The 23,175-nt window shown below is 73.9% G+C and carries 21 protein-coding genes and 1 pseudogene; 14 read left to right on the forward strand and 8 right to left on the reverse strand.

Translation table 11 applies throughout. The annotated features are described in order from the left end of the window. Positions 1-31 precede the first annotated feature (31 nt). The 9 genes from Mco01_RS31220 to Mco01_RS31260 all read left to right on the forward strand — a co-directional run bounded on the left by Mco01_RS31220 (position 32) and on the right by Mco01_RS31260 (position 11,066). Complete coding sequence (locus Mco01_RS31220) at positions 32-1,288, forward strand: S8/S53 family peptidase (protein WP_204060437.1); 1,257 nt, start codon at positions 32-34, stop codon at positions 1,286-1,288. A gap of 6 nt (positions 1,289-1,294) precedes the next feature. Beyond that, positions 1,295-1,855 carry an RNA polymerase sigma factor gene (locus Mco01_RS31225; RefSeq protein WP_204060438.1) on the forward strand — a complete coding sequence of 187 codons (561 nt, stop codon included), beginning with the start codon at positions 1,295-1,297 and terminating at the stop codon, positions 1,853-1,855. 27 nt (positions 1,856-1,882) lie between these two features. Further along, positions 1,883-2,365 (forward strand): hypothetical protein, encoded by a 483-nt coding sequence (locus Mco01_RS31230; protein WP_204060439.1) that lies wholly within the window; start codon positions 1,883-1,885, stop codon positions 2,363-2,365. Positions 2,366-2,550: 185 nt separating this feature from the next. Beyond that, the gene (locus tag Mco01_RS31235; RefSeq protein ID WP_204060440.1) at positions 2,551-3,327 is read left to right on the forward strand and encodes a hypothetical protein; all 777 of its coding nucleotides are present in this window, start codon (positions 2,551-2,553) and stop codon (positions 3,325-3,327) included. 2 nt (positions 3,328-3,329) lie between these two features. Then, positions 3,330-3,998: a hypothetical protein gene (locus Mco01_RS31240; protein WP_204060441.1), complete on the forward strand. Its 669-nt coding sequence runs from the start codon at positions 3,330-3,332 to the stop codon at positions 3,996-3,998. 5 nt (positions 3,999-4,003) lie between these two features. Further along, positions 4,004-5,260: a hemopexin repeat-containing protein gene (locus Mco01_RS31245; RefSeq protein WP_204060442.1), complete on the forward strand. Its 1,257-nt coding sequence runs from the start codon at positions 4,004-4,006 to the stop codon at positions 5,258-5,260. 31 nt (positions 5,261-5,291) lie between these two features. Then, on the forward strand, positions 5,292-7,379 hold the full coding sequence (locus Mco01_RS31250) for a hypothetical protein (RefSeq protein WP_204060443.1): 2,088 nt from the start codon (positions 5,292-5,294) through the stop codon (positions 7,377-7,379). 5 nt (positions 7,380-7,384) lie between these two features. Continuing rightward, on the forward strand, positions 7,385-9,757 hold the full coding sequence (locus Mco01_RS31255; RefSeq protein WP_204060444.1) for a hypothetical protein: 2,373 nt from the start codon (positions 7,385-7,387) through the stop codon (positions 9,755-9,757). A gap of 145 nt (positions 9,758-9,902) precedes the next feature. Further along, entirely contained in the window at positions 9,903-11,066 is a 1,164-nt protein-coding gene (locus Mco01_RS31260) for a permease (RefSeq protein ID WP_204060445.1), read from the forward strand. A 66-nt stretch (positions 11,067-11,132) separates the two neighbouring features. Here Mco01_RS31260 and Mco01_RS40085 read toward each other — a convergent pair whose 3' ends face one another. The 5 genes and pseudogenes from Mco01_RS40085 to Mco01_RS39925 all read right to left on the reverse strand — a co-directional run bounded on the left by Mco01_RS40085 (position 11,133) and on the right by Mco01_RS39925 (position 13,980). Then, positions 11,133-11,573: an MDR/zinc-dependent alcohol dehydrogenase-like family protein gene (locus Mco01_RS40085; RefSeq protein ID WP_307825704.1), complete on the reverse strand. Its 441-nt coding sequence runs from the start codon at positions 11,571-11,573 to the stop codon at positions 11,133-11,135. 134 nt (positions 11,574-11,707) lie between these two features. Further along, positions 11,708-11,938 (reverse strand): annotated as a pseudogene (locus Mco01_RS40310) (alcohol dehydrogenase catalytic domain-containing protein); the annotation flags it as partial. 133 nt (positions 11,939-12,071) lie between these two features. Continuing rightward, positions 12,072-12,572: a hypothetical protein gene (locus tag Mco01_RS31270; RefSeq protein WP_204060446.1), complete on the reverse strand. Its 501-nt coding sequence runs from the start codon at positions 12,570-12,572 to the stop codon at positions 12,072-12,074. Between the two features lie 125 nt (positions 12,573-12,697). Continuing rightward, positions 12,698-13,861, reverse strand: a complete 1,164-nt coding sequence (locus tag Mco01_RS31275; RefSeq protein WP_239104038.1) for a molybdopterin-dependent oxidoreductase — start codon at positions 13,859-13,861, stop codon at positions 12,698-12,700. Then, positions 13,858-13,980 (reverse strand): hypothetical protein, encoded by a 123-nt coding sequence (locus Mco01_RS39925; protein WP_275410627.1) that lies wholly within the window; start codon positions 13,978-13,980, stop codon positions 13,858-13,860. Before Mco01_RS39925 ends, Mco01_RS31275 begins: the two co-directional genes overlap by 4 nt. Before the next feature lie 525 nt (positions 13,981-14,505). On the opposite strand from Mco01_RS39925, the gene Mco01_RS31280 reads away from it, so the two are divergent. Next, a complete protein-coding gene (locus Mco01_RS31280; RefSeq protein WP_204060447.1) occupies positions 14,506-15,903 on the forward strand; it encodes a hypothetical protein in 1,398 nt (465 codons plus the stop codon). A 318-nt stretch (positions 15,904-16,221) separates the two neighbouring features. On the opposite strand, the gene Mco01_RS31285 is transcribed toward Mco01_RS31280, so the two are convergent. Then, on the reverse strand, positions 16,222-16,704 hold the full coding sequence (locus Mco01_RS31285) for a DUF2269 family protein (protein WP_204060448.1): 483 nt from the start codon (positions 16,702-16,704) through the stop codon (positions 16,222-16,224). A gap of 96 nt (positions 16,705-16,800) precedes the next feature. Between Mco01_RS31285 and Mco01_RS31290 the strand changes: the two genes are divergently transcribed. Then, positions 16,801-17,328, forward strand: coding sequence for a YbhB/YbcL family Raf kinase inhibitor-like protein (locus Mco01_RS31290; protein ID WP_204060449.1), 528 nt, complete (start codon positions 16,801-16,803; stop codon positions 17,326-17,328). Between the two features lie 72 nt (positions 17,329-17,400). On the opposite strand, the gene Mco01_RS31295 is transcribed toward Mco01_RS31290, so the two are convergent. After that, positions 17,401-17,817, reverse strand: a complete 417-nt coding sequence (locus Mco01_RS31295; RefSeq protein WP_204060450.1) for a hypothetical protein — start codon at positions 17,815-17,817, stop codon at positions 17,401-17,403. Positions 17,818-17,961: 144 nt separating this feature from the next. On the opposite strand from Mco01_RS31295, the gene Mco01_RS31300 reads away from it, so the two are divergent. Together Mco01_RS31300 and Mco01_RS31305 are read left to right on the forward strand one after the other, a co-directional pair. Beyond that, on the forward strand, positions 17,962-20,094 hold the full coding sequence (locus tag Mco01_RS31300; RefSeq protein ID WP_204060451.1) for a sensor histidine kinase: 2,133 nt from the start codon (positions 17,962-17,964) through the stop codon (positions 20,092-20,094). Beyond that, on the forward strand, positions 20,091-20,729 hold the full coding sequence (locus Mco01_RS31305; protein WP_204060452.1) for a response regulator: 639 nt from the start codon (positions 20,091-20,093) through the stop codon (positions 20,727-20,729). The genes Mco01_RS31300 and Mco01_RS31305 overlap by 4 nt, the downstream gene beginning before the upstream one ends. Before the next feature lie 96 nt (positions 20,730-20,825). Here Mco01_RS31305 and Mco01_RS31310 read toward each other — a convergent pair whose 3' ends face one another. Further along, positions 20,826-22,031 carry an FAD-dependent monooxygenase gene (locus tag Mco01_RS31310; protein ID WP_204060453.1) on the reverse strand — a complete coding sequence of 402 codons (1,206 nt, stop codon included), beginning with the start codon at positions 22,029-22,031 and terminating at the stop codon, positions 20,826-20,828. Positions 22,032-22,196: 165 nt separating this feature from the next. Here Mco01_RS31310 and Mco01_RS31315 point away from each other — a divergent pair. After that, the coding region (locus Mco01_RS31315) for a GntR family transcriptional regulator (RefSeq protein WP_204060454.1) at positions 22,197-23,175 on the forward strand (979 nt) is incomplete at its 3' end.

The raw sequence follows: 23,175 nt of genomic DNA on the forward strand, positions 1-23,175 counted from the left end.
AGTCATGACCCCCGGGAAGGACACTATCCAGATGCCAGTCGACGCGGGCACCACATCGCACCAACCGGACCAACTCATCGTCGACCTCCTGCACCTGGAGGTCGTCGAGCGCATGCTGAACGACTTCGGCGTCGTGCACGCCGCCCTCGCCGCCGACGACCGGGACGAGCTCCTCGGGCTGGCCCGCCTGCGCGACCTCAGGGACGCCGACGACGATCCCGTCGAGGTCGGCGAGCTCCTCGCCCTGCTGCGGGAGAAGGCGGCCGCCGACCGCGGCGGCTGGGTCCCGACGATCGGCAAGAACCGGGTCGTGGACGCGGTCATCGGCGACGGCCACAAACCCATGTCCCTGCCGGACGGCGCCGTCCTCGCGACCGGTCACAAGCCCATGCACCTGGTGAGCGGCGGGTTCTCCACCCTCGGGCACAAGCCCATGTCCCTGGGCGAGTTCGACGTGCTGGGGCACAAGCCGATGAGCGGCGGGCAGCCCGAGCCCGCCGGCGCCGCCGACGTGCCGCCGTCCCCCGCCGGGCACGAGGACGCCGGACGCGGCGTGCGGGTCGGCGTCGTCGACACCCCGCTCGCGTCCTCGGAACCGGGCTCGGCGGAGCACCCGCTTCCGTACCGCTCGGGCCACTCGGCGTTCGTGCGCAGCCTCATCCAGCGGGAGGCGCCGGCCGCGGAGCTGTCCGTCGAGGGGGTCCTCGACCCCGGCACGGGACGGGCCGACTCCTGGGACACGGCCCGGGCCCTGCTGCGGCTGGCGGCCGCCTTCCAGCCGGACATCCTCAACCTCTCCCTCGGCTGCTTCACGCTGTCCGGGGGGCCGCCGCTGGTCATCGCCCGCGCGATCGAGCGGCTCGCCCCGCGCGTGCTGGTCGTGGCCGCGGCGGGCAACCACGGCGCGCTCCCCCACCTCAGCTCCGGACGCAGCCGGCGCTCGGCCTGCTGGCCGGCCGCCGTCCCGCCCGTCGTCGCGGTCGGCGCGTACGGCACGGTGGACGGGCGCCCGGAAATGCCCGACTGGAGCCCGGACCTCCCGTGGGTGGCGTGCCTGGCGCCCGGGAAGGGGGTCGTGGGCTCGTACCTCACCGGAGAGGTCGACATCGACGGCGAGCGGCAGACCTTCCAGGGCCACGCCCGGTGGAGCGGCACCTCGTTCTCGGCCGCCCTCGTCAGCGGCGCGGTCGCCGCCCGCACGGTCCCGGGCTCGGTGACGCCCCGGCAGGCGCTGGACAAGCTCCTGGCCGAGGCCGCCGAGGTCCGGCCGTACCCGCTGGAGGGCTGACGGGCCATGCGCGACGATCAGGTCGTCGTCGACCTCGTGCTCCGGGCGCGCGAGGGCGACGCCGCGGCGTGGGACGCCATCGTCGAGCGGTACGCGCCGCTCGTCTGGGGGGTGTGCGGCCGGTATGGCGTGACCGGCAGCGACGCGGACGACGTCGCCGGCGGCGTCTGGCTCCGGCTCGTGGAGCGCCTCGACACGCTGCACGAGCCGGCGGCCCTTCCCGGCTGGCTCGTCCGCACCACCCAGCGCCAGTGTCTGCAGCTGCTGCGCGCCCGGAAGCGGCAGGTGCCGGTGGACGACCCCGAGCCGGGCCCCGGCGGGGAGGACGACGGCGTGGACGGCGAGATGCTGGTGGCGGAGCGGCGGCACGCCCTGCGCACGGCCTTCGCCGAGCTGCCGGCCCGGTGCCGGGAGCTGCTGAGCATGCTGTTCGCCGAGCCGCCGGCCTCCTACGCCGAGATCAGCGCCGCGCTCGGCCTGCCGGTGGGGGCGATCGGCCCCACCCGGGGGCGCTGCCTGGACCGGCTGCGCAGGAGCCGGGCCCTGACCGCCCTCCAGCTGGCCTAGGCGGTCGACGTGGACGGGAGCGGCGGCGTGACGGACGTGCCGAGCTGGTGGGACGACGACGACCGGCTGCTCGAGGAGCTGGGGCACGCGGTGCGCGAGGCCCGGGTGCCCGAATCCTTCGTGCGCGCCGGGAAGGCGGCCTTCGCCTGGCGGACCGCCGACGCCGAGTTGGCCGAGCTGCAGCTCGACTCCCTGCTCTCGGCGCGGGAACCGGCGGGCCTGCGCGACGAGCCGCGGCCGGACGGCTCGGGGCCGCGCGTGCTGAGCTTCGCCGCCGGCGAGCTGTCCGTCGAGGCCGAGATCCATCCCGACGCATTGCGCGGGCAACTGGTGCCCGCGCAGCCCGGCGCCGTCCTCGTGCGGGACGACGAGGGCCCCGTCCGGGAGGTCCCGGTCGACGAGGTCGGCTGGTTCGTGATCGAGCCGGTCCCGGCCCGGCGCTTCCGGCTGCACATCCGCACGTCCGCCGGGGCCGCCGTCATCACCGGCTGGATCGACCCCCGGCCGTAGACGGCCGCGCCGGCTCCCGCTGGAGACGCCCGCGCCGGCCGCCCGGATCGGCCCCCGGCCGTGACGACCGCGGGCCGCCGGAAAACTCGCGGAGATTCGCTGTATCACCGGTCCGCCCCGCGCCATCCGTCGTGCGACAGACCACCGCGTCAGCGGTGACGTACCGCACCGGAAGGACCAGGATCGTGAGCGATCCCGCACGCGCCATGAGCAAGGAAGACGCCTACGCCGAGCTGCTCGACCTGCAGTCGAGCGACGTGATCCGGCTGGAGGGGGAGGGCAGCCCGGACGGGGTGAGCCTGGACGGCTGGGACGGCGAGCAGCCCCAGGACGGCAACGTCGCCGGAGCCGTCGTCCGCTACCTGGCGTCGGGCACGGTGAAGTTCGGGCAGCCCAGCCACCCGGCGGCCCCCGACCGGCTGGACCCCCGCAACGCGCTCGCCCTGGTGCGGCTGTGCCAGTGGCTGAAGGACACCTACAACGTCGTCGAGCTGTACCACCTCGGCATCTCCGGCGGCGGCGTCGACAACCAGGGGCGCCCGCGCATCGACTGCCACGGCCAGGGCCGCGCCGTCGACTTCGTCGGCGTCAAGGCGGTCGCCGAGGACGGCGAGGAGTGGACCCTCACCGTCAGCGACGACTGGGGGACGGTGTCGACCGCCGCGACCCCCGGCGGGAACTGGCCGCCCGGGACCGGGTCCGACACGTCCTACCGGCTCGACGACGAGGACGCCGACCCGTTCACGCGCGACTTCTGGCGCGCCGTGTACGAGTTCGTCGCCTCCGAGTGGCAGGACCGCACCGACGGCCCCGACGGGCTGGACACGCCCACGTCCATCGGCGAGCGCAGCTTCATCATGCACCCCGACCACCCGGCCACCGCCCCAGGGACGCCGCACGGCCGCGAGGCCCACAAGAACCACATCCACATGCAGATCGGCGTGACCGGAACGGCGGCCTGAGCATGCGCAACCTCACCTTCTGCGACATCCGGCTGCACCCCTCGACGGTGGACTCCGCCTTCCAGGAGGCCATGACCGGCGACGTCATGCCGGGCGCGGGCGACCTGCCGCACCCGCCCGGCACGCTGTTCGTGCGGAGCCTGTACCGCGAGGCCGGCTACGGGTTCCCGCCGGCGTACCGCTGCATCGTGAACTCGGTCCTGGTGAGCGACACCGGGTTCTTCGGCATGCGCCACCGGATCGCCCGGCTCGGCGCCGACACCAAGGAGCCGCGCTTCCGGCTCGTGGCGGGCGCGGTGCCGGACGACGAGGCGGCGCTGGACGTCCTGCGGATGCGGGACGGCCACTCGCTGGTGATGGCCGCCGTCCACCTCCCGCTGCGGATGATCCAGGAGACCTTCGAGAAGGAGCTGGTGGCCGCGCTCGAGGAGGAGGTCGCCGTGCCGTCCCGGTTCAGCGCGCTGACCGGCGCGATCTGGACCCGCGACGACGAGGCCGTCCCCGGCCGCGTCGAGTACCTCGTCGCCGCGACGGGCGACTTCGCCGAGCTGCGGCTGCGGCCCCGGACCCTCGAGCGGATCGAGGCGGCCGGCGGCAGGCTGGTCGAGTCGCGTGGGTTCCGCCACGTCGGCACGGTGTCGGGCGATCCCGTTCCTCAGGCCGGGGGGTGACGGCCATGGACAAGCTCTGCGGGTTCGTCGCCCCGTCCGGGGCGAAGGCGTACTTCTTCACCGGCGAGCGCTACATCCGGTACGACGTCGAGGCCGACGGCGCCGACGAGGGCTACCCGCTGGCGATCGCCGACCAGTGGCCCGGCCTGTTCGAGGCGGACATCGACGCCGCCCTGCCGTGGAGCGACGGCTCGGTCTTCTTCTTCCGGGGCGACCAGTGCCTGTCGTACGACGTGGAGAACGGGGTCGTGCTGGACGGCCCGCGGCCGATCGCCGAGATGTGGCCCGGGCTGTTCGAGTCCGGCATCGATGCCGCGATCCTGTGGGGCAGCGGCAACGCCTACTTCTTCTCGGGGGAGCAGTACCAGGAGTTCGACGGCGCCACCGGCCAGATCGACCCGGAGGCCAAGTCGATCGCCGACGACTGGCCTGGAACGTTCCAGCCAATCGAGACGGCGCTGTGGTGGCCGAGCGGCAACCCGTACATCTTCTCGGGGAACGAGTACGCGAAGCTCGACCCGGACGACGGCTCCGTGGCCGAGGACTTCCCCCGGCCCATCGACGACTGGCCGGGGCTGCCGATCGGGCCGCTGGCCGAGGACGTCCCCGAGCCCGTCACACCCGACGGGCCGACCGGTTCCGCGCGGTCGGTCAGGGACTTCTTCCCCGAGTTCAGCGCCCCGATGGAGGGCCGGCTCCCCTACCTGTACCAGGACGTCAAGGGCCTGGTCACCACGGGCGTCGGCAACCTCGTCGACTCCCCCGAGGAGGCGGCCGCCCTGCCGTTCGTGCACAAGGACACCCGGACGCCCGCCACCCGCGCCGAGATCGTGGCCGAGTGGCACCGGATCAAGGACGCGCCCGACCTCGCGAAGAAGGGGCACCTGGCGGCGAAGGCGATCCACACCCTGGAACTGCCCGACGCCGCGATCGACGATCTCGTCCGCAAGCGGTTCGACCTCAACGAGGCCCGCCTGTCGGCCTTCTTCCCCGGGTGGGCGGACTGGCCCGCCGACGCCCGGCTCGGGGCGCACAGCATCGCCTGGACGGGCTCGTTCTTCCCCACCCGCTGGCCGGGCTTCAACGCCGCCGCGAACGCGGGCCGGTGGGAGGACGCGGCCGCCCAGTCCCACCTGCGGGAGGACGGCAACCCCGGCCTCGCCCCGCGGAACCGGGCCAACCTCCGGCTGTTCCACAACGCGGCCGCCGTGGTCGCACGCGGCCTCGACCGGTCTCTCATCTACTACCCCGCCGCCCTGTGAGCGGCCTCCCCACACACGTCAGGAGCCAGCGATGGTGAACCCAGCAGGACCGATCATGGCCGGCGGTTTCGAGACCGTCACCCTCAACGACGCCGGCGTCGAGTACGCCCTCGTCTTCCTTCCCGACAAGCACAACGACGAGCTCCAGGCCCAGGGGTCCAACCCCGTCTTCTACTGGCTGCCGGAGCGGATGCGCCTGGCGCGCAAGCCGAACGGCGATCTCAGGCTCAGCTTCCTGCATTTCATGGGCGTCCAGGACGGCGAGACGAACATCGGCGTGCTCCCCGGCCAGACCCGGGAGACCTCGGGCGGGGTGCTCAGCTTCGCGATGACCGGCGCGCCGCCCGACGGCGTCCTGCAGGCCGCGCACAAGCAGATCCTGGAGCGGATGCAGCAGGGCAGCCGCGACCGGTTCTGGCAGGTCAAGCCGGGCATGGCCGACCGGTCCACGATCGCGGACATCCGGCCGATCCCGATCAGGAGCTCCACGCTGCGCCTGATGATCACCGACCAGGACGGCACGCAGGGCGGCAACGCGGGCGACCCGTTCTTCGTCACCGCCCAGGGCGCCGGGCCCGGCAGCCTGATCCCCACCGCCGAGCACCCGTTCGTCGTCAACCTCGGCACGTTCGCCGCGGCGCAGGTGGAGCAGGGTCTGCTGAGCACCGAGGTGCCCATCGGGGTGACGGCCGACCTCACGCTGCCGCTGTGGGCGCCGATCACACGGCTGCACATGACCGCCAACTGGGAGCGGGTGTTCAGCCACTTCACGGCCCAGGCCAGCGCCAGCTACTGGTGGAGCTCGGCCGACCTCAAGGCCACCTGGAACACGCTGCGGATCAACGGCGACATCCAGGTCGAGCTGGAGATGGACCGTACCATTCCCGGCGCGGACAACAAGGAGGCGATGGTCACCAAGTACATCGACATGCTCGTGGCGATGTGGCTGGACCAGGCGAAGCAGGTGATCTTCCAGCCGATGCCGGAGGTCCAGGACCCGGCCCCGCCCAAGCCCGGCGGGCTGCTCAACCTCTTCGGCTGGGGCTTCAACGCGGGGTTCAACCTCAACTTCCGGCGCGACCGGGTGGAGATCGCCAACTCCTTCACGTTCGAGGTCGACGAGATGTACGCGCAGCCGAGCACGATGGGCGGCAACGTGGACGGCGTGGCCGACCTGCTGGCCGCCCACCCGGAGCTCAAGAGCCGCTACATGCGCACGCTGTACCTGGACAACTGGGAGCGCAAGATCACCACGGTCTGCCGGCCCGTCATCAAGTGGCCCGACCCGGCCCACGGCGTGAGCGGCGACCCGGTGAAGTTCGCCAGCGTCCAGATCGGCTACCCCAGCGTGAACGGCGAGATCGCGTGGTCCGCCCACGACTTCCTGCCGCCGCCGCGCCCCCAGGACGTCGACGCGACGACCGACGTGCACAGCGAGGGCGCCCCCGTCGGCGAGACCACCCCGCTCGCCCCCGCCTCCTCGCCGACCCTGGTCTACGCCAGCGGCGCGACCAGCGAGGTCTTCTTCGCCCGGCAGACGCAGAAGAAGGCGGAGGAGGTCGCCGGCGCGCCGGAGGGATGGCGTCCGGACAAGGTGTTCGTCCGGCGCACCATCCAGTTCGACGAGTCGCCGTCCGCCCTCGACGACCGGTTCTCCCGGATCATCGTCGAGGCCAACGAGGTCGACCTCGACCCGGGACCGTTCGGCACGCTCACCGACAGCCTCGACGTGGCCGTGCGCGCCGACAACGCCGGTGCGCTGGTGCTCGCCCCCATCTCGATCAACCGCGACCTGACGGCGAGCAACCAGATCGTCGAGGTGCAGGTGCAGCCCAAGGGCGAGGGCCCCGACGGCGGCGAGCGCCCGATCTCGACGTTCACCTTCACCATGGCCGACACCGGGGAGGACTACAAGGAACGCCGGTTCGCCCTCTACACCGGGCAGCCGGGACGGCCGCCGGCGTACCGGTACCGCGTGCGTGTGATCATCAAGGGCACGCTGTTCGAGGACGGGGACGAGTGGATCGGGCCCTGGACCGACGGCGAGGGCAGCGGCGACCTGGCCGTTCGAGTGCCGAAGAAGACCGCCCCCGGCGTCACCGTCGTGAGCCAGGACTGACCGGGATGAACACGCCAGGAGTCCCGGCCGACGAGCCGGGCCCCCGCGTCGGGTCTGCCGACCGGAGCGAGCCCCTGCTGCCCGACTCGCAGCTGGGCTCGCCCTGGTGGGCGCCCGCGCCGGAGCTCGTGCCCGCCGCCGAGGGCACGTTCCGGTTCCTGTTCCGCGTCACCGGTCACGACGACGAGGGATCGCCCGTGCTCACCGCGACGGTCACCACCGTGCTGCGCTTCCCCCCGCCGCCCGCGGGCGCCCAGACGGTCCCGTGGACGGATGTGAGCGTACGGCTGCGCATCCCGTTCGTGGACGCCGACACCGGCCGGCCGACCTCCACGGAGCTGCCGGTCGACGTGGACATGCGCGACGGCGTCGTCCACTGCCGGGCCGAGATCAGCGGAGCCGTGGCCCGGGCCGCGTACGGCGCACTGAGCACGCCGGGCTTCCAGCCGGACGACGGGGCGGGGCTGGTGGTCGGCACCAGCTTCGTCGGCGTGCAGGAGACGCTCGCCGCCTGGGCCACCTCCATGGTGAACCACGACAGGCTGGACCGTCCTCTGGACGCGGGCCGTCTGGAGGTCGTGCCCATCCGGGCATGGCCGTTCGAGGAGCCGCCCCGCGAGGAGCACCCGATCCCCGAGGAGCATCCGAACTGGGCGGAAGTGGTGACCACCGAGGTCCGCGTCCCCGGTGAGCTCACGACGGCCGGGCAGGGCGCCGTCCGGCTGACCCGGGTGTCGACGCCGTTCACGGAGTCGGCCCTCACGGAGTCGTCTCTTACCGAGTCGGCCCTCGCCGGGTCCGCTCTCAGGGAGTCGGCCCTCAGGGAGTCGTCTCTCACGGAGTCGGCGCTGACGGAAACGTCCGCGGCGGCGCGGGCCGCGGTGGAGGCGTCGATCGCGGACGCGGCGGTGGCGGGGCCGGCCCTTTTCGCGGCGTCGCCGGCCGAGGTGCGGGTGGAGGACGTGGCGGCCCCGCTGACCCTCGCCCGGGTGCCGCTCCCCCTGCCGCGCGCCGGAGGGCGCCTGGTGCTCCGCGACGACCTCCGCGGACGGCGCGGCGACATTCTCACCGGGATCGGGAGATCGGGCGGGCTCGCCACGGACCCCCCCTCGTTCACCATGGACATGGGCGTGTCCGTGACCCGCTCGCACCGCCTGCCGCTGCTGGTGCCGTGCCGGGACAACCCCGGCCTGTACCGGCAGGACGTCGGGGGCCCGGAGCCCGTGATCGTCGGCTGCCAGGACGCCTTCCAGCTCGGCCGCGTCCCGGCCCGGCGGTTCGCGCCGGCTCCGCGCCTGGACCGCGACCACCGGTACTCGGTGTGGGAGTCGCTCCAGCAGCCGGCCACGTACCTCGTCGTGCCCGCCCACTACCGGGTGGCCCGCGACGTCGCCGGGCGCCCACAGCTGGAGTGGCTGCAGGTGTTCGACGCCACCGTGGACGCGGGCCTGCCGTGCCGGCTGCAGGCCCGGTGCGTGCCCGACCTGTCGGCGGCCGAGCTCGCCGAGCTGGAGTCGCTGCTGCGCGCGGACGCCGGCGGGCGCGACGTCCGCGTGCTGCTCCCGACGTCCCCCTCGGTGGGGTCGACCGGGGTGTCGGTGCGGTCGAGCACATTGGAGGGCGGCCTGCGCGCCGTCCTGGACGACGACGCGATCCGTCTGGCGCTGCACGTGGACTACGACGACGCCGTCGTGGCGGTCACCCAGTTGCGCGGCGGCGACGCGGTCTCGCAGGTCGTCTTCGACACCGGCGACTCCTCCACGTCGATCGCGACCACCGTCCACCTGGACGTGGACGAGCTGGCCGGCCCGTACCCGGGCGGGCCGGTACGGGTCACCGCGACCGGGCTGCGCAACGACGCCGACACGGCGGCGACGGTGACGGCCCTCTGGGTGCGGCCGGCGGTCGGGGGGTGGCAGCGCGTCGCGCTCGACCCGCCGGTACGCGTGGCCGCCCACGGGGACGTCACGCTGCCCGCCGCCGTCCGGGACGGCGCCGTCGTGCCGCAGGCGGTGCTCGACCCCGCGGACCCCGCCCAGCTGGTCGTCCGCAACGTCTACCTGGAGAACCTGCACACGGCCGTCCTGATCCGGCGGGACGTGGACCTGCATGCCGCCGGCGTCGCCGGGGTGGGGCTGGTCTTCGCGGTGTCCGGCATCGAGGTCGCGCGGGCCGTCCTCCCCGCGGACGCGCCCACGCTGGAGGTCACCCTGGTGCAGCCGCTGGTCGCCGATCGTTCGACGTTCGACCGGAAGGTCGCCGTGTCGGTCACGCTCACGCGGGACGACGGCACGGTACGGCCGGCGGCGTCCGGCCCGGTGGTCGTGGACCTCGCGGCCGGCGCGATCGTCCGGCTGTCGCGGCTCATGGGGGTGTGACGCGGCGACGGACGCACGAGCCCTGGTCACGTGGCCAGGGCTCATCCGCGTCCGGCGGCTGACGTTCCCGTTACCGTGGGCGGGATCGCAACGGCCGAATCGGGGAAGGCCGAGAGGGGACGCCTCCGGCAACCGGGAGCCACGGATGGATCAGGTGGGGAAGGCGCTGACGATCGCCGCGACGATGGGCTGGACGATCCTGTGGGCGCTGATCCTGGGGTTCGCCCTGTCGGCGGTCGTGCAGGCCGTGGTGCGCCGCCAGGCGGTGACCGCCGTCCTGGGCGACGACTCGCCCAAGGCCCTGGCCGCCGCGACGGGCCTCGGCATGGCCTCCTCGTCCTGCTCGTACGCCGCCGTCGCCCTGGCCAGGTCGCTGTTCCGGAAGGGCGCGAGCTTCACCGCGGCCATGGCCTTCGAGATCGCCTCCACCAACCTGGTCCTCGAGCTCGGCATCCTGCTGGCCCTGCTGATGGGCTGGCGGTTCACGGCGGCCGAGTTCGCCGGCGGGCCCATCATGATCGTGCTCCTCGCCGTGCTGTTCCGGCTGTTCCTGCGCCGCCGCCTTGTCGAGGAGGCCCGCGAACAGGCGGACAGGGGCGTCTCCGGATCGATGGAGGGCCACGCCGCCATGGACATGTCCGTGACCGGCCCCGGCTCTTTCTGGCGGCGGCTGACCTCGGCCAGGGGGTTCACGGCCGTCTCGCACATCTTCGTCATGGAGTGGGCCGCCATCTGGCGCGACATCGCGGCCGGGCTCCTCATCACCGGCGCCCTGGCCGCCTGGGTCCCCGCCGGCTTCTGGCAGGGCTTCTTCCTGACCGGCCACCCGATGCTGGCGGCGCTGTGGGGACCGCTCGTCGGGCCGCTCGTCGCCATCGTGAGTTTCGTGTGCTCGGTGGGCAACGTCCCCCTGGCGGCCGTGCTGTGGAACGGCGGGATCAGCTTCGGCGGCGTCGTCGCGTTCATCTTCGCCGACCTGATCATCCTGCCGATCCTGAACATCTACCGGAAGTACTACGGCTGGAGGACGGCCGCCTTCGTCTTCGGCGCCTTCTACCTCACCATGGCCGCGGCCGGCTACCTCGTCGAGCTCCTGTTCTGGGCACTGCGGCTCACCCCGCACGCGCGGTCGGCCCGCGTCGTCGAGGCGCACATCGCCTGGGACTACACGACCTGGCTCAACCTGGCCTTCCTCGCCCTGGCCGCCGTCCTCGCCGCCCGCTTCGCCGCCACCGGCGGGCTGCCCATGCTCGCCATGATGGGCGGCACGCCGGGCGGCCACGACCGCCACGGCGACGACGGCCGGTGAATCCCGCCCATCGGCGAGGGGAGGAGCGCCCCCGGCCCGGTGCGGGCGGCGCCTCCCCTCAGCCGGTCAGAGGGCGTTCGGACGGAGCAGGACCTTGGTCCAGCCGCCCATGCGCTGGTCGAAGCGGTCGTACCCGGTCGGCGCCTCGTCGAGCGGGAGCTCATGCGAGACGAGGAACGACGGCTGCGCCCGCCCGGAGACGATCAGGTCGCGCAGCTGCCGGTTGTAGCGCACGACCGGGCACTGTCCGGTGCCCATGCGCTGCCCCTTCTGGAAAAACGTGCCGTAGTCGAAGCCGATCCGCCCCTGTTTGGCGGCCTCGTTGGCGGCCCGGGGGTCCTGCGGCACGTACACGCCGACGACGCCGATCCCGCCCGTGGACCGGACCACCTGCACGAGGTTGTCCAGCACCAGCTCGGGGTGCTCCTCGCCCGAGGGGTCGTGCGCCTGGTAGCCGACCGCCTCCGGTCGCCCGGCCGCATGCCGGCCAGCTCGGTTCCGTGCCATCCGGTCGGGAAGATGTCCGACAGCATGGCGAAGTCGTTCTCGTGCTCGGTGCCGGGCGGCAGTTCGAGCAGATTGACGTCGGCGTAGGGGACGCGCAGGTACTCGGCCTGCCCACCGTCGTACGGGCCCATGTTGGCGTAGCCGTACGCGGCGCCGTCGACGCCCTCGGTCGGGTTCGTGCGCAGGCAGAAGCTCGTCCAGCCGTTCAGGCAGTTGCGGCACGTGCCGCAGGCGATGTTGAACGGCACGGAGACGCGGTCGCCGACCTTGACGCGGCCGACCGCGTCGCCGACCGCCTCGACCACCCCCATGTTCTCGTGGCCGAGGACCTTGCCCTGCTCGACGCCGGTCCTCCCCTCGTACATGTGCAGGTCGGAGCCGCAGATGTTCGTGGTGGTGATGCGGACGACCGCGTCGGTGGGAGCCTGGATCGCCGGGTCAGGCACCTCTTCGACGGCGACTCGCCGGGGGCCCTTGTAGACGACGGCTTTCACGGTGTCACCTCCCTGTTGGAGAACGTCCGCCGCCCCTACCCGCTCCCTGCCGGGGCAACCGGCGACCTCGATGTCCCCGGCGGCCGTCGCGCAGCGCGGCCACGGCCGCGGCGGACGCGACCGCGCCCAGGACGACGAGCAGGTCGCGCCCGTAGTCCAGCGGCAGCAGCGACGGGTTGTCGGGCCGCCTCCCGATGCCCAGCACCATCGGCAGCGCCACCAGCGCGAGCACGCCGCCCACGGCGAGCGCGGCCCTCAGCCAGAACCGGTACGGCTCGCGCACCCTTCCGGCGAGCACGCCCGCCGTCACGACCAGTGGCGCCACGATCCCGTCGTGCGCGGCGATCAGCCCCCCGAACCACAGGGCCCACCCGAACGGATGCGTGTGGCGAGCGTCGGCGGCGAGGCCGGCCAGTCCGGTGACCACCAGTGCCGCGCCGGCGCCGTAACCAGCCAGGCGCCACGCCCGGGAAGGAGCGGCCCTCTCCTGGAAGGGAGCGGCCACCTCGCGGGAAGGAGCAGCCCCTTCCTGAGAGGAAGCGACCCCGGCCCGCGCTCGCTGAGAAGGGACCTCTCCCGCCCGCCCTCGCCGGGCCGCCCCGGCCGGATCCCGTCCCGCGCCTGTCCCGGTCACGACACCACCACCCTCGTCACCCACTTCGTCTGGAGCACCCCGGGCCGATCGGGGGCGATGAGCCGGACCGGGAAGCCGTGGTCGGCGGCGAGCGGCGAGCCGTTCACCCGCAGGGCGAGCAGCGTGAGCGGGTCGTGCCAGTGCGGCGGCCGGACCTCACTGGACCGGTAGGCCCCGCCCCGTTGCAGCGACTCGACCGTGACCACGGCGTCCGCCGCCGCGCCGGCCCGGGCGAGCAGCGCGCTCAGGCGCACACCGGTCCACTCGGCCTCGGCGCTCCACCCCTCCACGCAGGAGATCGGCAGCCGTACGGTGTGCTGCGGCAGCCGTACCAGGTCGGCGTAGGTCAGGGACAGCTCGGCGCGGACCGCCCCGGTCACCGTCAGCCGGTAGCCGGGGTCGCCGATGAGCGCGGCCACCCCGGCAGCGGCCGCGGTCGTGTTGACCGGGAGGCCCTGCGGGCCGATGCGCGGGTCGCGCGGGGCGAGGAGGGCCAGCCGGGCGAGCGGCGCGTAAGTCTCCCCCACTGTGAACAGCACGGTGAGCCCCGAGGCGGCGGCCACCGTGCCGAGGAACCGCCGCCTGGCCGGGGCCTCCGGGTCCACCTCGTCCCGCGTCCGCAGCGCCGCGCGGACCTTCGCCCACTCGTTGACCACGTGGATCAGCAGCGCGCCGTAGACGAGGTACGCCGTCCAGTAGTGGGCGACGGTGAAGGAGAAGGGCCACAGATAGGCGTAGGAGATGTTGAGCAGCCCGGTGAACAGCTGGAACAGCGCCCCGCCGACGAGGACGAGCACGAGCGCGCGTTCGACCGCGTGGGACGCCGACCGGAACGGCGGCCACTGGAACAGCCGGGGGTACACGGTCCAGAGCTTGGCGAGCAGCAGCGGGATCGTCGCCAGCCCGCCGATGACGTGCAGGCCCTGCGTGACCCGGTACAGGTTGACCGGCCGGGACGGCCAGAGCAGCCACGACGGGGGGTGCTGCATGAAGTGGCTGACCAGGCCGGTGACGAACGCGACCGTGAACATGCCTCCGAGCCACAGGCCGAGGCGGGCCGCGACGCGCTCGGAGTGCAGCCCGCTGCGGAAACGCCCGCCGACGCCCCGCGCCACCGCCTCCGCGCGGTCGTTCAGGCCTCTCAGGTCCGGGCGGGTCACCGCCGTCCCGCCTCATATCCGTGCCTCGCGGGCGGGAGGCCGCAGCGGTCCTCGACCGGGCTCACTCCGGTGAGCGGGAGGACGTCCGCGGGGGTGTCCAGGTCGCAACGCTCGATCACGTCGCGACGCTACACCGGGGCTCGTTCACCGCTCCTTACGAAGGTGTGACGGCGTTCCCGCTGCTCAGGGGCGCCGATGAGGAGACGGGGGCACGATCGGCGCCGGCGGCCGGCGTGGTGACGTCCTTGGTGCCGATCGGCTGATGGGCGGCACCGTTCCGCGCAAATCGGGGTTTTCGCATTAGTCGGACAATTAGCCGCCTTTCTGTATTTTTAGCGGAATGCCAATAAGCGCGGAACGACGCGCCGAACAAAAAGTTGGCGATATCCCTCACGTACATTCTCTGTCCCGTCATACTGTCCACACGCCGAGCTGTCAGCGAAATCTGACGACGGCGAATCGTCGGCGGAGGCGCAACCGGGAGGTACGTCTTGGCAGGTCTCCATGCGAACCGATCCACGTCCCGTTCTAGGAAATTCCGAGCACTAAGCCCGAATTCGGGGGCCCGGCATGCGTCGGACGGAGTGACGTCCGCAGCGGAAGAACGCCGGGCCCTCCAGGGCGAATCCGAAAGGAACCGTCTGTTGACGAAGAAAGTTCTCGCCACGGGCTTCCTGGCCGTGGCCGCGCTGGCCGCGCCGATCGCCTGGCACATGCCCGCCACCAGCGCCGCGACGCCCGTGCCCCAGGCCATGCCCGGCGTGCACATCCGCGAGGTGGCGATCCCGAAGGCTCCCCAGGGCCCGAGCGTCCTGGCGGCGCCCTCGCGGCACGGCCGTCCCATCGTGCTGCCGATCGACCCGCTCGGGGACGACCCTCACCAGATCTTCATCGGCGGCCGGATCTACCAGCTGCCGGGCTGCCAGTACGTGGTCAACGACGGCGTCTACATCGACCCCTCGTGCGGACCGCGCTACCGGACCCCGGTCTACGTCGTCAACGGCCGGGTCTTCCCGCTGCCGGGCGACTGGCGCCTCCAGCCCTTCAGCCCGGGTCTGCCGGGCCGGTGGTACGCCCTGGCCGACTACGACAGCGGCCAGCGGGTCCACGAGTACATCTGGGAAGGCCGCGTCTACTTCCTCCCGAGCTGCCAGTGGGTGGTGAACGGCGGCATCTACATCTCGCCCACGTGCGAGCCCCAGTTCAGCACTCCGGTGTACCTGGTCAACGGCCGCGCCTTCCCGCTGCCCGGCTCCTGGCGCCACCAGCCCGTCGGCCTGCCGGGCCGCTGGTTCGGCCTTTCCGGGCGGCACTTCGGGCAGGGATGGGGCCGCAACTGGGGTGACCCGCGGCCGGGCCGGGATGACCACGGCGGCTGGAACCACGGCGGCCACGGCGGCTGGGACGGACACGGCGACCGGGACGACCACCGGGGTCCCGGCCGTCCCGGTGACCACGACCACGACGGGCACGACGGGCACGGAGGCTGGGACGGCCGCGGAGGCTGGGACGGCCGGGGCGGTTCCCGCGACCACGACGATCGGGGTGGCTGGGGCGGCAACGGCCGCGGCGACCACCGGGACCGCGACCACGACGGCCCCGGTGGCTGGGGTGGCCACGGTCACCAGGGCGGCCCGGGCCAGGGCGGCAACGGCGGCGGCTGGGGCGGTCACGGCGGCTCCGGCAATCCCGGCACCCCGGGCGGCTCCGGCGGCTCCGGCGGCTCCGGCGGCACGGGCGGCACCGGTGGCGGAGCCGGAGGTGCGGGCGGAGCCGGGGGCACGGGTGGCACGGGCGGCGGCGCCGGAGGTACGGGCGGCGCCGGTGGCACGGGCGGCCTGCCCGGCGGTTCCGGCGGCGCGGGCGGTTCCGGCGCTCCCGGCGGCGGCACCGGCAACCCGGGCGGCGGCAGTGGCGGCTCCGGAGGCTGGGGCGGCCAGGGCGGCGGCCAGGGCGGCTCGGGCGGCCACGGAGGCCAGGGCGGCTCGGGCGGCTGGGGAGGCGCGGGCGGCCCCACCGGCAGCCCCGTCGGCGGACACTGACGACAGCACGGAGCAATCCGGCAACCCGGCCGGTGCCGACACCGGCAGGGGAGGGGCGGAGCCGCCGGGCAGGCCTGCTGCCCGGCGATCCCGCTACGGGACCGGCCCGGACGAGGACGGCGTGGGCGGAGCCGTCGGGCGGGTCTACTGCCCCTCTCCTCCCCCGCCGGTGCGCGGTCGTCAGCGACGCCAGACGACCGCCGTAGGGGTGGCGGCGTCGAGGGCGTGACCGCGGCGGATCTGGACGTGCCGGGCGTGGCCGCCTGGTCCCGACCGGCCGATGACGGGCGACTTGTCGCCCTACGCCTGTGCGGGAGGTCAGGCCGGATCGGCCGCCGTCCTCGGCGGGCGCCTGCGGCCGCCGGGCTTGTAGACGGCCAGGACGGTCGCGACCAGGAGCAGGGACCCCTGCACGGCCATCAGCATGACGAGGGTGCGGTGGCTCTGCGCGAGATCCGCCGCCTCGGGCGCCTGGCTGAGGACGGGCCCGATGAACAGCGCGCCCGTCGCGATGATCGCGAGCTGGATGCAGAGCTTGACCAGCACCCAGGGCCGCCGCAGCCCCCAGCCGCCGAGGATCGCGAGGACCAGGCCCGTCACGAGGGAGATCAGGCTGAGCGGCACACCCCCGGCGGACACCATCAGCGAGGTGAACCTGAACGCCGCCCTGCCGACGGGGAGCGAGCCCGACGCCGACGCCGCCATGTGCATCAGCGCGAGTCCCCAGACGTCTCCGATGACGGCCACTCCGGCGACGATGTGGACGACAGTGAAGGCGCGGCGGGTACGTGGAGACAGCATGGTGGCCATGCTCCCCGACACGCCGGCGCCGTCCATCTGCCCCGGGTTGGCGGCCGGTGTACGCCCGATGACGTACGTCCCGCCTATCCTGGGCGAATGGAGATCGGCAGGCTCGGGCTGGCGGGCGGCGTCCTGACGGCGGCCGTCCTTTCCGGCTGCTCGGCCGAGGGCGCCTCGTCCCCGGCGGCCCTCCGGGTGAGCAGCACGGCGTTCGCCGAGGGCGCCGCGATCCCCCGGACGTACGCGTGCGCCCGGCAGGGAGGCCGGGACGTGTCGCCGCCGCTCAGCTGGAGCGGCGTCCCCGGCTCCGCCCGGGAGCTGGCGATCGTGGTGGACGACCCGGACGCCCCCGGTGGCACGTACATCCACTGGATCGTGACCGGCATCCCCACGTCGGCGACGGGCGCGGCCGAGGGCCGGGCCCCGGGCAGGGTACTGCCGGGGAGCGACGGCACGGCGGCCTACGCGGGCCCCTGCCCGCCGCAGGGCACGCACCACTACCACTTCATCGTGTACGCCCTGCCCGGCCCCGTCACGCCGGAAGGCGACCCGGCGGCGGTGCACCGGCGGATCAGGGACGCGGCGATCGTCTCCGGCGAGACCGTCGGCACCTGGGCGGGCTGACCCGAAGCGACCGCGCGTGCGCCGCACCCGGGCCGTCCCCGCGGACGTGCGCACCCTCCGACCGGCCGGGGGTCAGCGGCGCAGCAGCCGTACGACATTGAGGCCGGCGAGGACGCCGACCGCCAGGTGCGCCGTGACGAGGGCGATCTGGAAGGCCCGCTGGCCGCCGGTGAGGTCCGCGGCGTAGCCGCCGTCGTAGAACCCGGACATGAAGGCGAGCACCCCGGCGACGGCGAGCAGGGCCGAGGCGGGGACGGCGACCCCCCGGTGGCGCCGGGTCGCGCCGACGACCAGGACGACCTGGGCGATCATCATCGGGATCGGCGCGGACAGCCGCGCCTGCGGCCCGAGCGCGTCGAGCAGGGTCGCGTTGAGCCCCGCGGACAGGCTGATGAGGGCGCCGGCGACGTCCATGGCGAGCAGCAGGGCGACGCCGGAGACGAGGACGGCGTCGAGTGAGTGGACGCGGGCGGCGGCGGTTGCGGACATGGTCTTCTCCCTGGAGGTGTGACGATCGGTTGCGGGTCCGAGCGTCGGCCACGGGACCGCCGGGCGTCATGAGCCGCGGGTCCTCCCCGGGACGGGACATCTCGTCCCGTGACGACGGGACGGGCGGATGACAGGATGCGCACCATGATGGACAGATCGGCCCGGCGCGCCGCCCCGGCGGCGGGCGTGCTGCTCGTCCTGGTCGCGGGGGCGCTCGCCGTCGAACCCAGGCTCGGGCGCCTCGGCGTAACCGGGATCGTGGAGCGGTTCGACGCGTTCCGCGCGGTCGCGGCGCTGTCGTTCGGCCTGCCCGGCCTGTTCGTGGTGTCCCAGCGACCGGGCAGCCGGGTCGGCTGGGTGATGGTGGTCGTCGGAGTGGCCCAGGGTCTCGGGCTGGCCCTCGGGACGTACGGACTGCTCGGCATCAACAACGGCGCCGGCGGCGCCAGCGGTGCCGGCGCGGGAGTCGCTGGCGGTGCCGGCGCGGGAGTCGCTGGCGGTGCCGGCGCGGGAGTCGGTGGCGGTGCCGGTGCGGGCATCGGCCAGGGCATCGGCGGTGTCGGCGCGGGCGCCGGCGGTGCCGGAGGACTGCCGGGCGACGACTGGGCGATGTGGGTGTCCAACTGGCTGTGGGTCCCCGCCTACCTCCTGGTGCCGACGATCTTCCTGCTGCTCTTCCCGGACGGCCGGCTCCCCTCCCGCCGCTGGTGGCCCGCGCCGGCCGCGGCCCTCGCCGGCCTCGCGATCGGCACCCTCGACTGGATGCTGCGCCCGGTGACCTACGAGAACGTCCCCGGGCTCTTCCCCGCCGGCTACACGGGTGTGCTGGCCGGCCTCACCGGTGTGCCGGCGCCCCTCAGGACCGCCGGCACCGTCTGCACGATCGGCGCCGTGCTCGCGTCTGTGGCCTCGCTCGTCGCCCGCTACCGGTCGGCGGGCCCGGAGGTGCGCAGGCGGCTGCAGTGGGTGCTGGCCGCCGCGCTGGTCACGGTGAGCCTGCTCGGCGTCGCCCTGGTCGTCCCCTGGGGGCCGGTCATCGTGGCGCTCGCCGCGATCCCGCTGCCTGTGGCGGTCGCGGTGGCCGTCGTAGCGCACCGCCTGTGGGACCTCGACCTGCTGCTGTCCCGCGCGCTCGCGTTCGGCGCCGTCACCGTCGCCCTGCTGGCGGCGTACGCCCTGGTCGTGGCGGCGCTCGGGAACGCGGTCGGCTCCGGCGCGTCCGCCGTGGTCGTGGCGCTCGCGGTGCATCCCCTCTACTCGCGGGTCTCGTCGGCCGCCAACCGGCTCGTGTACGGCGACCGCGACGACCCGGCCCGGGCGCTGCGGCGGCTCGGCGTGCGGCTGTCGGACGCCGGGGCGCCGGGCGACCTGCTGGAGCGGATGGCGGCGGAGGTCGGCCGCATGCTGCGGATCCACTACGTGGCGGTCGAGGAGTCGGGCGCCGTCGTGGCCTCCTGGGGCACCGCCCGCCGCGCGGACGAGCCGGCGGAGAGCGTCCCGCTGCTCCACCAGGGCGAGCGGGTCGGCACGCTGGTGGTCGGGGAACGGCTGCGCCCGAAGGACCGGACCCTGCTGGCGGAGCTCGCGCCGCAGCTGGCGGTGGCCGTGCGCGCCCACCGGCTCGGGGCCGACCTCGAGCGGTCGCACGGGCGGCTGCTGGCGGCCCGGCAGGAGGAGCGCGACCGGCTGCTGTACGAGCTCCACGACGGGCTGGGCCCGACCCTGGCGGCCCTCGCCCTGCAGGTCGACCGCGGCCGGCGCCTGGTCGACACCGACCCGGACGGCGCGAAGCAGGTGATGGGGGAGCTGTCCGGCCGGATCCGCGGCACGGTCGAGAACGTCCGGGCGATCGTCAACGACCTGCGTCCTCCGCCCCTCGACGACCTCGGGCTCGCGGGCGCGCTGACCGAGCTCGGCAGGGGTTTCGCCGGCGACCTCGCCGTCGAGGTCGAGGCGCCGCCGGACCTGCCCGCGCTCCCGCCGCCGGTCGAGCTCGCCGCTTACCGGATCGCGGCCGAGGCCATGACCAACGCCGTACGGCACGCCATGGCCTCCCGGTGCACGGTCAGCCTGCGGACCGGCGACGCCCCCGAGCCGTGCGTCCTGGAGCTGCGGGTCGACGACGACGGCGTCGGCGTCGGCTCCCCCTCACGGCACGGGTTCGGCCTCGCCTCCATGCGGCGCCGCTCCGAGGAGCTCAACGGCAGCTTCGAACTGCTCGACGACGCCGGGACGGGCACGCACCTCGTCGTACGGCTTCCGCTGGCGGTCCCGTGATCCGGGTCCTGGTGGTGGAGGACCACCCCGTGTTCGCCGAGGGGCTCGTGGCCCTGTTCCGCGACCTGCCCGAGGTGGAGGTCGCGGGGGTCGCGAGCACCGGCGAGGACGCCGTCGAGCTCGCCGGTCAGGTCGCCCCGGACGTCGTCCTCATGGACCTCCACCTGCCCGGCATCAGCGGGATCGAGGCGACGTCCCGCATCACCGCGCGGCACCCGGGGGTGGCCGTGCTGGCGCTGACCATGCTGTCCGACGACGAGACGATCCTCGCCGCCGTACGGGCGGGGGCCCGGGGCTACCTGCTCAAGGAGGCGACGCCGGCGGACATCGTGCGCTCGCTGGAGGCCGTGGCGTCCGGCCAGGTCGTGTTCGGGCCGGCGACGGGGAGCCGGGTGCTGGCCGCCCTGTCCGCGCCGGCCGTGCGGCCGCGGCCCCTGCCCGAGCTGACCGACCGCGAGGTGGAGGTGCTCGACCTGCTGGCCGCCGGTCTCACCAACCACGCCATCGCGCAGCGGCTGTTCCTGAGCGAGAAGACCGTACGCAACCACGTGTCGAACATCTTCGCCAAGCTGGGCGTCTCCGATCGCGCCGCGGCGGTGGCGCGGGCCAGGGACGCCGGCCTCGGCGCGCGGTAGGCCCGCGCGGACCTGACCGCGCGGACCTGACCGCGCGGACCTGACCGCGCGGACCTGACCGCGCGGCCCCAACCGCGCGGACCCAACGGCCCGGTCCTAACGAAGCGCGGGGAGGTCGTAGTCGGGCAGGGCGATGTTCCCGGCCTTGGCGAACTGCGCGGCCAGCATGTTCCGCACCGGCCAGCGGGTCATGGCGCGCATCGAGGCGGCCCGCATCCGGATCGCGAGCGCGGACGACGGCGCGAAGCCGCCCACTCCTCCCGGCGGCAGGGTCTGCGCCTCACTCACGTAGGGACGCATGAGGCGGTCGTAGTTCCGCAGGGCCGCCCGGTGGTCGCCGCAGGTGGCGAGCTCGCCAGCCAGGACGTACGCGCCGACCAGCGCCAGGCTGGTGCCCAGTCCGGTCAGCGGGGTCGGGCAGTAGCCGGCGTCGCCGAGCAGCACCACCCGGCCCCGCGACCAGTGGTCGAGGCGCACCTGCCCCACCGGCTCGAAGAAGAAGTCGGACGCGTCGGCCATCGCCCGCACGAGCCGGGGGACCTCCCATCCGGCGCCCGCGAAACGGCGGGCGACGATGTCCTTCTGTGCGGCGATGTCGCGGCGGTCGTACGCGATCGGACCGGACCGGAAGCTCAGGCCGGCCTTGACCTCGCCCGGCAGGCGGCCGGGCCGCGCCAGGGCGACGAGACCGCCCGGCGCGTTGTACATCTGGGCCCATCCGCCGAGGTCCATGTCTTCCATGACGGTGAACCACGTGGTGTAGAGGCCGAGCGGGCGGACGAGGTCCGACTCCGGGCCGAAGGCCAGCGCACGCACGGCGGAGTGCAGCCCGTCCGCGCCGACGACCAGCCCGAACCGGCGCGGGGCGGACTTCTCGAAGGCCACGCTCACGCCGTCGTCGTCCTGGTCGAGGCCGGTGACCGTGTCGTCGAACAGGTACTCCGCGTCGGGCAGGGAGGCCTCGTAGAAGATCCGGGCCAGGTCCCCGCGCAGGATCTCGATCTCGGAGACGATCCCCTCGCCGCCGAAGCTGTCGGCCGGCAGCCGGGCCTTGAACCGGCCGGCCCGGTCGACCATGGCCATCCCCCGTTCGTGGACGGTGACCGCCCGCGCCCGGTCCAGCAGTCCCATCCGGTCGACCACGGTGCGGCCCGCGCCGCGCAGGTCGACGGTCTGACCTCCCGGCCGGGGAGCGGGCGCCCGCTCGACGATCGTCACGGCGAAGCCGGCCGCGCGTAGCCAGTACGCCAGCACGGGTCCGGCGATCCCGCCGCCGGAGATGAGCACGTCGGTGTTTCCCATGAGACGCAATGTACAGCGTACGCACACCTCCTGAGAAGGGGGATCTCCGCTAACATCAGGATTGGTGAGACCAGGAGCACTAGTGCACATGGTGCGGTGTTCCCGGGGCGGCGGACGTCGGCGCAGCATGGCGGCTACAGTTGGCGCACTAGTGCGGGAGGCGTGATGGACGGTTCGGGCGGGGCGCGGTACCGGGAGATCGCGGCGGACCTGCGGCGGCGGATCGAGTCCGGGGAGCTGGGGCCGGGCGACCGCGTGCCCTCCACGCGGGAGATCATGCGGTTGCGGGGCGTCGCGATGGCGACCGCGACGAAGGTCCTGACCGAGCTCCGCCGTGAGGGGCTCGTCCGCGCGGTGCCCGGTGTCGGCACGGTCGTCGACGCGGGGGAACGCCCGCCCCGCGACGCATCACCGCACACAGCCGGCCCGCACGCCGACACAGCCCAGCACGGGGACCGCCCACCCCGCGGCGCGTCGCCACACGCCGACGCAGCCGCCACCGGGGGACGTGTGCCGCGCGACGCATCGCCGCACGCCGGCGGCTCGCCGGCTCCCGCGTCCGGCGGACGCCAGGGGGACCACTCGAGGCGGAGGAACGCCCCGGACGGGCCGCTCACCTCCGCGCGGATCGCCGCGACGGCCGTGGCAATCGCCGACGTGGAGGGGCTGGCGGCGATCTCGATGCGCCGGGTGGCCGCCGAGCTCGGGGTGGCGACCATGTCGCTGTACCGGCACGTCGCCGACAAGGACGACCTTCTCCTCCAGATGATGGAGGCGGTCTTCGCCCGCGTGCACCTCCCCGAGGATCCGCCGGACGACTGGCGGGCCCGGGTGGAGATCGCCGCCCGCACGCTGTGGGCGTCGTTCCGCCGGCATCCGTGGCTCGCGCCGGCCATGTCGGTGACGCGGCCCCAGCCCGTTCCCAGCGCGCTGCCGATCACCGAATGGGTGCTCAGCGCCCTCGACGGGCACGGCCTCGACCTGCCGACCATGCTGACCACGCACATCACGGTGTTCAACTACGTCCGCGGGACGGCCGTCAACCTCGAGCTCGAGGCGGAGGCCGAGGAGCTGACCGGGCTGAACGCCGACGAGTGGATGGACACCCAGGGACCGGCGCTCAAGGCGATGCTGGCGGGCGCCC

This window comes from Microbispora corallina (genome assembly GCF_016863035.1).
Classification (GTDB): domain Bacteria; phylum Actinomycetota; class Actinomycetes; order Streptosporangiales; family Streptosporangiaceae; genus Microbispora; species Microbispora corallina.

What these genes read in the sequence shown, in the direction of transcription:
- Mco01_RS31225 (WP_204060438.1), top strand. Translation starts at nt 1,295, where the DNA reads ATGCGCGACGATCAGGTCGTCGTCGACCTCGTGCTCCGGGCGCGCGAG.
- Mco01_RS31255 (WP_204060444.1), top strand. Translation starts at nt 7,385, where the DNA reads ATGAACACGCCAGGAGTCCCGGCCGACGAGCCGGGCCCCCGCGTCGGG.
- Mco01_RS31220 (WP_204060437.1), top strand. Translation starts at nt 32, where the DNA reads ATGCCAGTCGACGCGGGCACCACATCGCACCAACCGGACCAACTCATC.
- Mco01_RS31250 (WP_204060443.1), top strand. Translation starts at nt 5,292, where the DNA reads ATGGTGAACCCAGCAGGACCGATCATGGCCGGCGGTTTCGAGACCGTC.
- Mco01_RS31310 (WP_204060453.1), bottom strand. Translation starts at nt 22,031, where the DNA reads ATGGGAAACACCGACGTGCTCATCTCCGGCGGCGGGATCGCCGGACCC.
- Mco01_RS31240 (WP_204060441.1), top strand. Translation starts at nt 3,330, where the DNA reads ATGCGCAACCTCACCTTCTGCGACATCCGGCTGCACCCCTCGACGGTG.
- Mco01_RS40085 (WP_307825704.1), bottom strand. Translation starts at nt 11,573, where the DNA reads ATGGCACGGAACCGAGCTGGCCGGCATGCGGCCGGGCGACCGGAGGCG.
- Mco01_RS31295 (WP_204060450.1), bottom strand. Translation starts at nt 17,817, where the DNA reads ATGTCCGCAACCGCCGCCGCCCGCGTCCACTCACTCGACGCCGTCCTC.
- Mco01_RS31245 (WP_204060442.1), top strand. Translation starts at nt 4,004, where the DNA reads ATGGACAAGCTCTGCGGGTTCGTCGCCCCGTCCGGGGCGAAGGCGTAC.
- Mco01_RS31285 (WP_204060448.1), bottom strand. Translation starts at nt 16,704, where the DNA reads ATGCTGTCTCCACGTACCCGCCGCGCCTTCACTGTCGTCCACATCGTC.
- Mco01_RS31260 (WP_204060445.1), top strand. Translation starts at nt 9,903, where the DNA reads ATGGATCAGGTGGGGAAGGCGCTGACGATCGCCGCGACGATGGGCTGG.
- Mco01_RS31300 (WP_204060451.1), top strand. Translation starts at nt 17,962, where the DNA reads ATGATGGACAGATCGGCCCGGCGCGCCGCCCCGGCGGCGGGCGTGCTG.
- Mco01_RS31290 (WP_204060449.1), top strand. Translation starts at nt 16,801, where the DNA reads ATGGAGATCGGCAGGCTCGGGCTGGCGGGCGGCGTCCTGACGGCGGCC.